At 72.6% G+C, this 12,228-nt stretch carries 13 protein-coding genes and 1 pseudogene; 6 read left to right on the forward strand and 8 right to left on the reverse strand.

From position 1 onward, the window contains the following. Positions 1-194: 194 nt before the first annotated feature. Positions 195-434 (reverse strand): annotated as a pseudogene (locus ACLQ2W_RS06870) (HD domain-containing protein); the annotation flags it as partial. A 281-nt stretch (positions 435-715) separates the two neighbouring features. Between ACLQ2W_RS06870 and ACLQ2W_RS06875 the strand changes: the two are divergent. The 3 genes from ACLQ2W_RS06875 to ACLQ2W_RS06885 all read left to right on the forward strand — a co-directional run bounded on the left by ACLQ2W_RS06875 (position 716) and on the right by ACLQ2W_RS06885 (position 3,348). Next, positions 716-1,831 (forward strand): helix-turn-helix domain-containing protein, encoded by a 1,116-nt coding sequence (locus ACLQ2W_RS06875; protein ID WP_425785676.1) that lies wholly within the window; start codon positions 716-718, stop codon positions 1,829-1,831. Between the two features lie 163 nt (positions 1,832-1,994). Then, a complete protein-coding gene (locus tag ACLQ2W_RS06880; RefSeq protein ID WP_425785677.1) occupies positions 1,995-2,159 on the forward strand; it encodes a hypothetical protein in 165 nt (54 codons plus the stop codon). Then, a complete protein-coding gene (locus tag ACLQ2W_RS06885) occupies positions 2,146-3,348 on the forward strand; it encodes a helix-turn-helix domain-containing protein (RefSeq protein ID WP_425785678.1) in 1,203 nt (400 codons plus the stop codon). The genes ACLQ2W_RS06880 and ACLQ2W_RS06885 overlap by 14 nt, the downstream gene beginning before the upstream one ends. A 352-nt stretch (positions 3,349-3,700) precedes the next feature. On the opposite strand, the gene ACLQ2W_RS06890 is transcribed toward ACLQ2W_RS06885, so the two are convergent. Continuing rightward, positions 3,701-4,084: a hypothetical protein gene (locus tag ACLQ2W_RS06890; protein ID WP_425785679.1), complete on the reverse strand. Its 384-nt coding sequence runs from the start codon at positions 4,082-4,084 to the stop codon at positions 3,701-3,703. 362 nt (positions 4,085-4,446) lie between these two features. Between ACLQ2W_RS06890 and ACLQ2W_RS06895 the strand changes: the two genes are divergently transcribed. Then, entirely contained in the window at positions 4,447-5,451 is a 1,005-nt protein-coding gene (locus ACLQ2W_RS06895) for an EcsC family protein (RefSeq protein WP_425785680.1), read from the forward strand. Positions 5,452-5,547: 96 nt separating this feature from the next. Then, positions 5,548-6,417, forward strand: a complete 870-nt coding sequence (locus ACLQ2W_RS06900) for an alpha/beta fold hydrolase (RefSeq protein WP_425785681.1) — start codon at positions 5,548-5,550, stop codon at positions 6,415-6,417. A 125-nt stretch (positions 6,418-6,542) separates the two neighbouring features. Here the strand turns inward: ACLQ2W_RS06900 and ACLQ2W_RS06905 are convergent, their stop codons facing one another. From ACLQ2W_RS06905 to ACLQ2W_RS06925, 5 genes are all read right to left on the reverse strand, one after another. Beyond that, positions 6,543-7,007 (reverse strand): hypothetical protein, encoded by a 465-nt coding sequence (locus ACLQ2W_RS06905; protein ID WP_425785682.1) that lies wholly within the window; start codon positions 7,005-7,007, stop codon positions 6,543-6,545. A gap of 64 nt (positions 7,008-7,071) precedes the next feature. Beyond that, entirely contained in the window at positions 7,072-7,803 is a 732-nt protein-coding gene (locus ACLQ2W_RS06910; RefSeq protein WP_425785683.1) for a G5 domain-containing protein, read from the reverse strand. 261 nt (positions 7,804-8,064) lie between these two features. Continuing rightward, positions 8,065-8,784: a VOC family protein gene (locus ACLQ2W_RS06915; RefSeq protein ID WP_425785684.1), complete on the reverse strand. Its 720-nt coding sequence runs from the start codon at positions 8,782-8,784 to the stop codon at positions 8,065-8,067. A 129-nt stretch (positions 8,785-8,913) separates the two neighbouring features. Beyond that, positions 8,914-10,272: a hypothetical protein gene (locus ACLQ2W_RS06920; RefSeq protein WP_425785685.1), complete on the reverse strand. Its 1,359-nt coding sequence runs from the start codon at positions 10,270-10,272 to the stop codon at positions 8,914-8,916. Positions 10,273-10,349: 77 nt separating this feature from the next. After that, positions 10,350-11,006, reverse strand: a complete 657-nt coding sequence (locus tag ACLQ2W_RS06925; RefSeq protein WP_405092323.1) for a 4'-phosphopantetheinyl transferase family protein — start codon at positions 11,004-11,006, stop codon at positions 10,350-10,352. 120 nt (positions 11,007-11,126) lie between these two features. Between ACLQ2W_RS06925 and ACLQ2W_RS06930 the strand changes: the two genes are divergently transcribed. Next, entirely contained in the window at positions 11,127-11,396 is a 270-nt protein-coding gene (locus ACLQ2W_RS06930; RefSeq protein ID WP_107157130.1) for a hypothetical protein, read from the forward strand. 56 nt (positions 11,397-11,452) lie between these two features. On the opposite strand, the gene ACLQ2W_RS06935 is transcribed toward ACLQ2W_RS06930, so the two are convergent. Then, positions 11,453-12,226, reverse strand: a complete 774-nt coding sequence (locus ACLQ2W_RS06935; protein WP_425785686.1) for a peptidase — start codon at positions 12,224-12,226, stop codon at positions 11,453-11,455. Positions 12,227-12,228 lie beyond the last annotated feature (2 nt).

The following is a 12,228-nucleotide window of genomic DNA, read 5'->3' on the forward strand; positions in this document are numbered from 1 at the left end:
GGTGTTGAACCGCACCTGCGCCACCGTCGACTGCCGCACATACACGATCGCCAGCCTCGACAGATGCGAGCTGCTGATTTCACCGTCGGATTCACCGCCGGCCTGCCCGCTGCCGCGCAGCAACGACTCGACCAGTTCACGACCGCCATCACCGCCTGGCGACGATCCCAACCCGACATCCGCTCCCATTCCCCGATATCCGTGATGCGCGTTTCCTGGGTGTCGTGCAGAACGCAGAGCATGGTGGTCCGCGCGGGATCGGCTCCCTCCAGGGCGGCGAGGATCATGCCGATCAGGGCGGTGCGGTGGGAGTGTTCGGCGATCGATTCAGGGTGCTTGACCCCGGCGAACCACCAGCCGGTACGAGCCGCGCTTTTCAGGACTCCGGCCTCGAAGATGAACCTCATCCCTGCGGCGTACTGGTCCTCGCTCATCTGCCCGTCCCTGTGCCGGTGATGCCTCGGTACGCAGGCTGTAGACGACAGGGGTTAGTTCCTTGCGGGACTGCGCGGAGATCTGGTCGCTGTCGAGGACGGCGCCGGATCGGTTGGCGAGCGCTTGTCCGATGGCGGTGGGTTCCGCCAAGTGGATCTTGGGCATAGGCAACCTTCGGCATCACCTAGCGTGGCGTCTCGGTGTACCGTCCGATGTGGTGGCACGTCGGGGTACAGGCCGGCGGGGGCCGCCGCCCCAGCTCTCTACCTGGGAGTACGCCGTGTCGCCCATTGCTGACCCGCGCTTCGGCGCGGAGCTTCGCCGGCTGCGTACCGAGGCGCGGATCTCGCTCCGCGATCTCGCGCAGGTGGTGTACCAGAGCAAGAGTCAGCTTCACGACCTGGAGGGCGCGCGGCGGGGACCGAGCGAGGACGTGGCGAGACGACTGGATGACGCTCTCCACGCGGACGGCCAGTTGGTCGCGTTGGCGCGTCCGCCCGAGTTGCCGGGTGACAGTGCCGACCGGATTGCCTTCGCCGCTCGTCATCCGACGCGGACTGACCCGGCTACGGTCGACGCGCTCGCGGATCTTCTGGCCAGCCAGCGCCGTCTTGACGATGTTCTCGGTGCTGCCGCTGTCATGCCGGCGGTTCGGGCGAACCTGGATCTCGTCAGCCACCTGGCCCGGGAGGCGCACGACGACCTGCGGGGCCGGCTGGTCGATCAGGCTGCGCAGTGGGCGCAGTTCGCCGGTTGGTTGGGCATCGCCGCTGGCGATCACGACTGGTCCCGGCGCTGGCTGAATCAGGCGCTGGAGTGGACCGTGGAGGGCGGGCAGGAGGCGCTGCTGGGCACGGTGCTGTCCTTTCGCGCCGATCTGGCCGGACAGATGGGGGACACCGGCACCCTGCTCGGGATGACCCGGGCGGCGCTGACCAAGCCGGGGATGTCTCCGGGGCAGCTCGCGTACGACCACTACCAACTTGCTCGCGCATACGTTCTTGCGGATGACCGGCAGGCGGCGTTGGACACGGCGGTGGCGGCCGACGAACGCGCGATCGCCGCCCTGGAACACCAGGGCGAGATGCCGCCGTGGGACTACTACCGGGACCGGGCGTTCTTCGACCTGGAGGCCGGCACCACCAGAGCCGCGCTGGGGCAGCACGAGCAGGCGGTGGAGTTGTTGACCGCCGGCCTCGACGGTCTGGACGCCGACTCGGCTTGGGCCGACTGGACCGGCACCTATGTGTGTCATCTCGCCGGTGCGCAGCTGGCGGTCGGTGAGCGGGACAGCGCAGCTCAGTCCGTGGAACGGGCGCGGTCGATCGCTGCCCGGAACCGGTCCGGCCGGTTGTCCGCTCTTGTGCGCAGCCTGTCCGCGTCCATGGACAACTGACCGGACGCGCTCTTCCTGGAACGTCACCGCCTGATCACTCGATGCTGTGACCAGCGGGTTCACGATGCTTCGTTGTCGGTCAGGCATGACCCGCTTGGAACCAGGTGCGGCCGGTCGGTCCTTTCACGAGCACGCCGCCGCGCCCCTGCCAGCGGAGGGACGGATGAGCGAGGACGCCCCAGTCGAGAGCCGAGGCGAGCGGATCGAAGCAGCGGAACGTGAGGCCGCGCGGCAACGGATCCTCGCGCAGGCGGAAGCGGATCGGATACCGGCCGAGGAGACCACCCGGGCCGTGCCGGATCGGCGGTGGCGCCGTGGACAGCGCTGAGCTGTTGCCGGTCGGGCGTCGGGTGGCGTACTGGCGAGGACGACGGAAGCTGTCGCAGCAGGTGTTGGCCGATCGGCTGGGCAAGTCGAAGAGCTGGGTCGACAAGGTCGAGCGCGGCGTCCGGTCGCTGGACAAGGTGTCGACGCTCCAGGACATCGCTGCCGTGCTGCGGATCGACACGGCGGTGCTGCTCGGCCCGGACAGCCGGCCGGTCGAGGTGACCGAGCGCGCCGAGGGCGTCGAGCGGATCCGGGCGGCGCTGTCGACGTACGAGATCGCCTTGCAACGGCCGGCTTCCCGCCGCCCGGTGGTGCCGGCGGACCGGATGGCGCGGGAGGTCGCGCATGCCTGGACCACCTTCCAGCGCGCCCGCTACCCGCAGGTGGTCGACCTGCTGCCGCAGGTGGTGGCCGACGCGCAGCGCACCCACGTCCACGATCCCGGCGGGGGCCGGGTCCCGCTGGTGGAGGCGTACCGCGTGACGGCGGCGTTGCTGGTGAAGCTCGGCGCTCCCGATGTGGCGTGGTTGGCGGTGGACCGGGCGATGAGCGCCGCCACCGGCGACCGGGTCCTGGTGGCGGCCTCCGCCGTGCAGCTCGGTCAGGTGTTGCGCGCGTCGTCGCGGGCGCGGACGGCGAAGGCGGTGATGCTGGCTGCCGCGTACCGGATCGTTCCGCCGGTGGTCGAGTTCGGCGACGCGGCGGAGTTGTCGCTGTGCGGTGCCCTGCTGGCGCAGGGTGCCCTGGCCGCTGCCCGCGACGGCGACGATCGGGCCGCCGTCGAACTGGTCGACGAGGCCGCGGGGATGGCGGCGCGGGTGGGGGACGGTCACGACCACCACCGGACCGGGTTCGGGCCGACGGCGGTCGAGCTTGTCCGGATCGCGGTAGCGGCGGAACGCAGTGACGCGGCGGAGGCCGTGGCCCGGCACGAGCGGGTGATCACGCGGGACGGGTGGCGGTGGCTGACCGTTGAGCATCGGGCCGCGTACCTGATCGACGTCGCCCGGGCGTACCTGCAAGCGGGTGACCCGGTCGGCGCCGGCCGGCTCGTGGTGGAGGCCGAACGGGTCGCGCCGGCCGAGATCCGCCACCGGCCGGACGGCCGGGATGTCCTCGCCCGGGTTGCCCACGATCCGCGCGCCCCGGCGATGCTCGTCCACCTCGCCGCGGCGCTCGGGGTGGGCTGACCATGACCGCGTCGTTTCTGTCGCTGGCCCCGATTCGCAACCGGCTGATTGTCGCCGCCGGTGGATTCTCCACGTTCCGCGCAGGCTGATTGACGTCGGGCGAGCCTCCACCCGATCCGTCCGCGGCCGGTTCGTATCGAGAAGGCAGATGCGCCTGCACCATTGACGCCAATGGTCGGCGGAAGTTCAGAGCGAGTGGGTGAGCGGCGAGGTTGCCGCAGACAGTTGGGATGCCGATCCTGCGTCATCCCACTGCCTGCGGCAACCCCACCACATCGTTTATCGGTCCGTCCGACTAGATAACGCGTGGCGGTGCCGTGGTGGCTTTCCGCGCGTCATTCGCCGGTTCGGATCAGGTCTTGTCCCGCTGCTCCCCGCCGACAATCGCCGTGCAGCAGCCGGGGTTCGCCCAACCCTGCGCGGTGAGATTCCAGACGATCGTCGTGTTCTCCGGGAAGTCGTAGTTGCAGGTCTTGGAGGTGCCCGCGCCGTTGCTGTTCACGCACTGGCCGCTGCGGCTGCCCACCTGCCAGAAGGCGATCGCGGCCCGCCCGTCGCTCTCGTCGTCCCAGACGGTGAACTTGTCGCCGTAGCTGGTGAAGGTCGCGTGCGCGATCCGGTTCGGCCAGAATCCGTAGATGGTGTCGCCGGAGTCGGCGAGGGCGGGGGTCGCGGATGCGGCAACAAGTGCCACCACGGCACTGGCGGTGAATCCGATCCTTCGGGCTAGCTTCATGACGAACTCCGTTCCCGGGCACCGCATTCGGTGCCTTCATGGTTCGTTGAACACGACATCCGGGGAATCGGCACACCCGCCGCCCCCCAGCGATCTCCGGTGAGCATAGTCCACTGTGTCTACCCCCGTTCGGTGAACGTCGATGGGGTGAGGGGACGGCGACGCGTAAACCGCGTGAGGAGCGCTCCCAAATGTAGCTGTCGGTAAAACCGCGAGAGTGCATGACAATCGCCGCCGTGTTCCTATTCAGACTGACTTGTCGGACGTCACCCGGCATGGCGGGTGCAAATCCCTCTTGGTCCCGCGCCGTTCGAAGGCTGCCTGCTGTGGTCCTTTCCGGACTGCGATCGGGGTCGGCGTGCATGGTCGGCCAGGTCGCATCGCTCACCAGGCGTGCCGGCGAACAGATCAAGAAGATCCCCGGCGGGGGCAGGACCATGCAGTTCGGCGACGACACCATCATGAAGGCGCTGGAGGGCGGCTTCCGGGCGATCTTCCTGCCGGCCGTGCGCTCGGCGTCGCTGACGAAGCGGGCCGAGCGGCTGCGCCGCGACCACCCGGATCTGGCCGACGGCTCGCCGTTCGGCTCGCTCGACCTCAAGGACCTCGACAAGGGTCGGCCCGCGATGACGATCCCCTTCGTCGGGGTGATCGAATCCGGCCTCGCCTCGGTCGCGGTCACCGGCGCGACGGTCAGCACCACCGTCAGCGGCGGTACGACGGCGGGTGTCGCGGTCGCCGCGGTGGCGTCGGACGTGGTGATCTCGCTGGCACTGCTCGGCCGGGCGGTGGCCGAGGTGGCGGTCCACTACGGCTACGACCCACGGGACCCCGAGGAGGAGCTGTTCCTGATGGGGGTCCTGAACTACAGCATGGCGTCGTCGTCCGCGAGCAAGACGGCAGCGCTCGCGAGCCTGTCGCGCCTCACCCAGCAGATGATGCGCCGCGCCACGTGGACCCAGTTGGGCCGGGACCCTCTCGTCCGGGTCATCCAGCAGATCTTCAAGCTGCTCGGGCTGCGGCTGGTCCGGACGCGGCTGGCGAACGTCGTGCCGATCGCCGGCGCGCTCGTCGCCGCCGGGCTCAGCTTCGCCATGCTCCAGTCGGCCATCGAGGACGCGACCCGGCTCTACCGCGCCCGCTACCTGGCGGAGAAGCACGGGCTGTCGTGGGAGGAGTGGATCGCGAAGCCGGCGTCGGCGGCGGACGCGACGGAGCCCGCCCCGCAGGCGGACGCGACGGTGGTCGAGGTCGACGAACTGCTCGACGACGTCACGTCCGTCGAGCAGGGCGACTCGTCCGTCGGGGAGGAGGCCGGCGACGTCCGGCCCGCCCCGGACGACCGGCTGCACGGTCCCCGCGCCTGACGGGTGGCGGTGGGCGTGGACACCGCCGCCAGCCGCACCGGCATGGGAATCCCGGCGAACCGATGAGTTTCCGGGCCGACGACTGTCGACCGGAGCATGACCACGCACACACTCCAGACACCCGACGTCGACCTCGTCTACGACGTGCACGCCCCGAACACCACCACCGGCGGGCACCGGCCGCTGTTCATGATCGGCCAGCCGATGTGCGCCGACGGCTTCGCGGCGCTGGCCTCGTACTTCCCGGACCGGACCGTGATCACCTACGACCCGCGCGGGCTCGGCCGGAGCGTGCGCCGGGACGGCCGGACCGACTCCGTGCCCGAGACCCAGGCCGGCGACGTACGGGCCGTCGTCGACGCGCTCGGCACGGGCCCGGTCGACATGTTCGCCAGCAGCGGCGGCGCGGTGACCGCGCTCGCCCTCGTCGCGGCGTACCCGGACACCGTGGGCACGCTGGTGGCGCACGAGCCGCCACTCGTCACGCTGCTGCCCGACGCGGACGCCGCCGCGCGGGCCACCGCGGCCTGCCAGGAGGCGTACCAGAAGAACGGCTGGGGTGCCGGGATGGCCGCGTTCGTGGCCATGACGTCGTGGCGCGGCGAGTTCACCGACGACTACTTCGCCCGGCCCCTGCCCGACCCGGCGGCGTTCGGGATGCCGGTCGAGGACGACGGCTCCCGGGACGACCCGCTGCTCTCCGATCGGTCCGTGGCGGTCACCAGTTACCGGCCCGACGTCGACGCGCTCCGCGTGGCACCGACCCGGCTGGTCATCGCGGTGGGCGAGGAGTCGGCGGACACGTTCACCGGCCGCACGTCGGTGGCGACGGCCGAGCTGCTCGGCGGGCGGCCGGCGGTCTTCCCGAGCCACCACGGCGGCTTCGTCGGTGGGGAGGGCGGCTACGCCGGCCAGCCGGAGGCGTTCGCCCGCCGGCTGCGCGAGATCCTCGACGACCGGGGCTGACCGGCCGGCTCCGGCCTGCCCGCCCGGCCACCGCGTCGCGGGTGTCGCGGGCGACCCGGTCACCGCGCTACGAGCGTCGCGGGCTCCGCGGCCACGCGGCACGGTGCTGGTGCGGTTGAACCGCCTCAGGCCCGGCGCAGCTCGGTGACCATGACCGGGTAGGGACCGGCCGGTGTGTCGGGGCCGGCCTGGTCCGCCGGGACCACGTTCTCCATCACCAGCCGCAGCGTCGACGGGTCGGCGGCGTCCAGCGTGATCCGCCACCCCCACCCGCCGGCGTACTCCGCGGCCAGCTCGACCGCCGACGCCGCGTCCGTCGCGCCGGTGAGCGTCATCGCGGTGGGCTGCTGGTGCCACGAGTCGCCCCACCAGGCGGCCAGCGAACCCGGCTGCTCCCCGGCGGCGATCACGAGCAGGCCGTCCTGCGGGCCGTCGTCCGGATGCGCCCACGCGTACGCCACGGTGGTCAGGTGACCGCCGGCAGCGGTCGTCACGGTCAGCGTGGCCGGCGACTCGGCGAACGGATCGGCGGGCAACATCCGGAAACCGTTGGTGCCGGCCCAGGAACCGGTGGCGTCAGCGATGATCACCGGCCCAGCATAGGGGCGCGGAAGCCGTCCCCGCGCCCCTGCGCCGGCACCCCGGCAGCAGCCGTCAGTCGTCGCAGCCCACCCCGTCGCCGTCCCGGTCCAGGTCGTAGATGTCGCTGCCGACGACCCGGACCGGGCCGTCGACGTACGCGGGACCGTTGCCGCTGCCGCCGGAGCAGTCCACGTCGCTCGCGACCGGTACGCAGGCCCCGCTGTAGTTCGGGTCGCATCTGCGCGCCGGCTTGGTGCCGATGGCGACCACCTGCGTCACCGGCTGCCTGCTGACCACGGAACGGATGAGCTTCCGGGCGGTCTGCACCCCGTCGGTGACCGTCACCCGGTAGGTCAGCGTGCGCACCCCGTTGACGCCGCGCGTGCGTACCTTCTTCGTGCCCTGCGTCAGGGTGGCGTCCTTGACGGTCCGGGTGGGGTAGGCGATCTTCGCGGTCGCGGTGACGGTCGTGGTCCGGACCTGGGGCGACGGCGGCGCGCTCGGGCTCGGGCTCGCCTCGGTCGGCGACGCGGCCGGGGACGGGACGGAGGTCGTCGGCGCGGCGACCGCCGCCGCCTCGACACCGGTCGTCGCGGACGTGGCCGGCGCGGCCTTCTTCCCGGCCGGAGCCGAGGGGGAGTCGGGGCCGGCACCGATCGCCACGCCGCCGCAGCAGCAGAGCACCAGCACGCCCGAGGCCACGACCGCGACCTTCGCGCCGCTGGAGAGCCGGCGCCACCAGGACTGTTTCGGAGCGGGATACGCCGGGCGGGGACCCGGGACCTGCGGTGATGGGTTCGTCACGCACCACAGTCTGCTTGCGTACGCAACGATTGCCAGCGGTCAATCGGTGTGCTCCACATCGACGCTGCGGCAGCGTCCGGCGACGACGAGTCGCGGGATTCGGACAACCGGCGGGCCCCGGTGGCACCCGGTCGACCGACCCCCGACCGGTGACCGGCGACTGCGGGCCGATCGGCCCGCCGCGACACCGCCATAGATCTTGGTACGGGACCGCCCTCGCCGGGGCCGGTCCGTACCAAGATCTCGGTGCGGTGGGAACGGCTACAACGGTGGCAGTAGGGCGGCCAGGTCGGCGGCGTGCCGCAGCGTGTCGGCCAGCCGGCCGCGCAGCGCCTCGTCCAGCGGCACCGCGTCGGCCCGCCGCAGCAGCCCACGCGCAACCGCCGGCTCGTCCAGCAGCAGCGCCAGCTCGGCGCGGTAGATGAGCGCCTCGACGTGGACGGCCGGATCGTCGGCGGCGTCGGGCCGGGCCAGCGCGCCGTCGAGGATCCGGGCGGCCTGCTCGGGCATCCCGCGCGAGTCGGCCTGCACCACCGCGTTCCGCAGTGCCCGGGCCAGCCCGGCCCGGTCGTCGTCCGCGTCCGGGGTGGCGGCTCGGGCCACGAACCGGATCCAGTTGCCGCCGGGGTCGACGATGCTGAACCCGGTGTGCCCGTCCGCGTTGCGCCGGAGCCGGGGGCGCGTCATCCGGGGCACGCCGGAGACGAGCACCTTGCCGTAGGCGGCACGCAGGCCCGCCGCGAAGGCCCGGTGGATGCCGACCGGATCGTCCACCACGACCAGGCAGCTACCGTACGAGGCGGCCGGATCGAACTCCGGCATGCCGAAGAAGTGCAGGTTCAGATCCTCCCGGCGCAGCGCCAGGTACGGGTTGGGGCGCGCCTGCCGGTGCGTCACCTCGAAACCGAGGGCCCGGTAGAACGGCGCGACGTCGTCCAGGGAGCGGCACGGCAGCAGCGGGATGGTGGTCTCGTTCGCCATCCGTCGAGCCTGACGAACAGCGGGCGGCACGCGCACACGGAACGACCCGAACGGCTCGGCGGCACCGACCGAACGGCCCCCGGGGCCGGCCCTCGACGGGACCGGCCCCCGGGCGGGGTCACGCTCCGGTCAGGGCTTCCAGGACCCGGCGGTACGCAGATGGTGCTCGTACTCGACGACGCCGTTGCGGTCCTTGACGTCGAAGATGAGCTGGCCGCTGCGCTTGGAACCGGCCGGCAGGTTGTTGCCGGAGGTCATCAGCTTGCCGCAGCCGGAGAACGCGCCGGCGATGCCGCTCTCCTCGGTGCCGTCCGCGCCCTTCCAGGTGAAGAAGAACGGGTTGATCGAGCCGGTGCCCTTGGTGACCTCGGCGGACACGTCGGCGATCAGGAACGTGCCGTTCTTCGGGGCGGACGCGTACTCCCGGCAGGCGGTGTCCTTGGTCCGGAAGTTGCCGACGGTGATCTCCACCGTGCCCTCGTCGTCGTTGACGATCAGCTTGTCGCCGGCGGGCATGTTGAACGTCTCGTCGTCGGTGGTGCCCGGCTGGGGCGTGGTGACGGACGGGTCACCGGTGGCCGGCGGGGGATCGATCGGGTTGCTGTAGCTGATGTCCGGGGTGGGCAGCGTGTCGATCGCTTCCTTGGTCTTCTTCGCGCCGCTGTAGAGCGCGAAGATGCCACCGCCGCAGCAGAGCAGCAGCAGGACCACCACCACGATGCCGACGGTGAGCCAGACGTTCCGGCCGGACTTCTTCGGCGGCGGCCCGAACGGCTGCCCCGGCGGCGGCGGGTACGGCCCGGTCGCCGGGTACGCCTCACCGCCCGGCGGCGGGTACTGCCCACCCGGCGGCGGGTACGGCGCGCCCGACGCGGGCGGATACGGCGGCTGCGCCCCGCCCGGCGGCGGATAGCCACCCGGCGGCGGGTAGCCACCTGCCTGCGGGTAACCCTCCGCCTGCGGGTAGCCACCTGCCTGCGGGTAACCCTCCGCCTGCGGGTAGCCATCTGCCTGCGGGTAACCGCCCGCCTGCGGGTACGCCCCACCCGGTGGGTACGGCGCACCCGACGTTGGTGGCGCCGGCGGGAACGCCTCGGTGGACGGTGGCGGCGGGAACGCCTGGGTCGACGGCGCCGGCGGATAGGCCTGGGTCGGCGGGGACGGCGGGAACGCCTGAGTTGGCGAGGCCGGCGGGGCCGGCGGGAACGCCTCGGTCGGCGGCTGGGGCGCGCCGGAGGTCGGCTGGGACGGGAACGCCTCGGTGGCCAGGGCCGGCGGGAACGCCTGGGTCGGCGGCTGGGGCGGCCCGGAGACCGGCGGGTGGGGCGCGCCCGAGATGGGGGCGGTCGGCGCGTCCGAGGTCGGCGGCGGCGCCCAGGGGCTGCCGGACACCGGCGGCATCGGCGCGGTGGGGAACGCCTGCGTCGGCGGTTCCTGCGGCTGCTGGTCCGGGTCCTGTGACCCGGACGGAGGCTGAGGGTGGCTCACCGTACTCCTTGGCACCTTCGGAGGAGATTTCAGTCGGGACGACGGTACAAGCCGGCTACAACGCCGCCGTCCGGCCCTCACCGACGTGCCAGGACGGCGGCGGTACGGATCAGGTCGTCGTCCACCGCGAACCGTCCGGTGATCGATGACGGCGGATCGGGCACCGGGGCGGCGGCGAGCCGGGCCGGCGCGATCTCGGCGCGGAACGTGCCCGCGTCGGGGTCGAGCGTGAGCCGGGCGTCCGGGAAGCCCAACCAGGTGCCGACGAGTGGGTACCAGACCTTGTAGACGGTCTCCTTGGCGCTGAACAGCACGGTCGGCCAGGGGAGCCCGGACGGCAGCCGGACCAGGTCCGCCTCCTCGTCGGGGCGGCACACCTTCCGACGTACCCCCGGGGGGAGCGGGCGGTGCCGCTCGGCGTCGATGCCGACCGCGCGCACGTCGGTGGCGCGGGCGACGGCGGCGGCGCAGTAGCCCTGGGTGTGGGTGATCGCCCCGACGACGCCGGCCGGCCAGACCGGGGCGCGGTCCGCGCCGGTGGGCAGCGGCGTGACCGGCAGGCCGAGCGCGGCGAGCGCCCGGCGGGCGCACGTCCGGCCGGCGGTGAAGTCGCGTCGGCGGCGGGGCACCGCGCGGTCGCCCAGGCCGGCCCGCTCGGCCGGCAGCAGCGTTCCGGACCAGTCGGCCGGACCGGCCACCGCCACCGCCACGGTGGACGGCAACAGGTCACGCACGTGCGTCAGTGGGTGACGGGGACACGCGGTGACCGTACCGTAACGGCGGAGCGCAGTGTGGCGCTGAAGGAACGTTGTGGGGGGAGGCAGCGTCATCGACATCGATGGAAGGAGTGGCCGATGGCCCCCTGTGTGGAGGCGTCGGAACCACGGTCCGGCGAGCACGTCCCCGTGACGCCCGACTGGACCTGCGGCTCGTGCGGCGAAGACTGGCCCTGTGCCACCAAACGCCGGAACCTGCTGATCGAGTACCAGGTGGACCGGGCGTCGCTGAGCGTCTATCTCGGTTCCTGCCTGGCGGCTGCCACGCACGACCTGCGTGCCGCGCCGGTCACCGCGTTGCAGGACCGGTTCATCGGCTGGGTGCCGCGCGGTTCCCGTACGGTCTGATTTTCGCGCTTCCGGTGGCCGCCGCGTCGGGTTCGCGGCGGCCACCGGTCGCGGTCTCAGCGGCGGCGGGGCCGCCGGGTGAGGGCGAAGCCGACCACGCCGGCCACGGCGGCGAGCACCCCGCCCACGCTGGTCCACACCCAGCGCGAGCCGGCTTCGGGGAGCCAGCCGGTCAGGTCGGTCTCCTCCTCGGCGGCCGGCTCCGGCGTCGGCTCGGCGGTCAGCACCGTCCCGGCCCGCGTGTTCGGCACCAGTGGCGCCGCCAGTTCACCGTCGTCACCGGACGCGCCGCCGGAGTCGGTCGCGCCGGCCAGCAGGTCCACCTCGATCGGCAGGCCCAGGTCGGGCTCGGGCAGGTCGGTGACGGAGAGCCGGACGTAGTAGGTGCCGGGCAGCGGGTCGCCGGACCACGGCTCGGCCCACGGCCGCACCCGGCGCAGCGTGCAGCCGAGCGTCACGCCGGTCGCTGCCGCGTCCACGGTGGGGGTCTGCGCGCCGGCCGTGCACGCCTGCCGGCGACGCAGCCCGTCGAACACGTCGACCGTCCAGGTGGACGAACCGGTGCGCGGCTTTCCGAAGGTGACCGTGACGCCGACCTCGTGCACCTGCCCGGCCTCGGCCCGGAACGACCAGTACAGGTGGTCGCCGGTCGAGGCGCCGACCCGTACCGGCTGGCCGGCGGTGATGGTCGTGGCGGTGAGGAACGAGGTGCCGGCCTTGGTCACGGTGGTCGCGCCCGGGGACGGGCTCGGCGCGGCGAGGGCGGCGCCGGGCGTGAGCGCGAGGCCGGCGGCGGCGGTCGCCGCGGCGACGCGGATGAGGGTACGCATCC

It is taken from the genome of Micromonospora sp. DT227, assembly GCF_049841835.1.
Taxonomy (GTDB): Bacteria; Actinomycetota; Actinomycetes; order Mycobacteriales; family Micromonosporaceae; genus Micromonospora.

What these genes read in the sequence shown, in the direction of transcription:
- ACLQ2W_RS06880 (WP_425785677.1), top strand. Translation starts at nt 1,995, where the DNA reads ATGAGCGAGGACGCCCCAGTCGAGAGCCGAGGCGAGCGGATCGAAGCA.
- ACLQ2W_RS06890 (WP_425785679.1), bottom strand. Translation starts at nt 4,084, where the DNA reads ATGAAGCTAGCCCGAAGGATCGGATTCACCGCCAGTGCCGTGGTGGCA.
- ACLQ2W_RS06895 (WP_425785680.1), top strand. Translation starts at nt 4,447, where the DNA reads ATGGTCGGCCAGGTCGCATCGCTCACCAGGCGTGCCGGCGAACAGATC.
- ACLQ2W_RS06900 (WP_425785681.1), top strand. Translation starts at nt 5,548, where the DNA reads ATGACCACGCACACACTCCAGACACCCGACGTCGACCTCGTCTACGAC.
- ACLQ2W_RS06915 (WP_425785684.1), bottom strand. Translation starts at nt 8,784, where the DNA reads ATGGCGAACGAGACCACCATCCCGCTGCTGCCGTGCCGCTCCCTGGAC.
- ACLQ2W_RS06930 (WP_107157130.1), top strand. Translation starts at nt 11,127, where the DNA reads ATGGCCCCCTGTGTGGAGGCGTCGGAACCACGGTCCGGCGAGCACGTC.
- ACLQ2W_RS06935 (WP_425785686.1), bottom strand. Translation starts at nt 12,226, where the DNA reads ATGCGTACCCTCATCCGCGTCGCCGCGGCGACCGCCGCCGCCGGCCTC.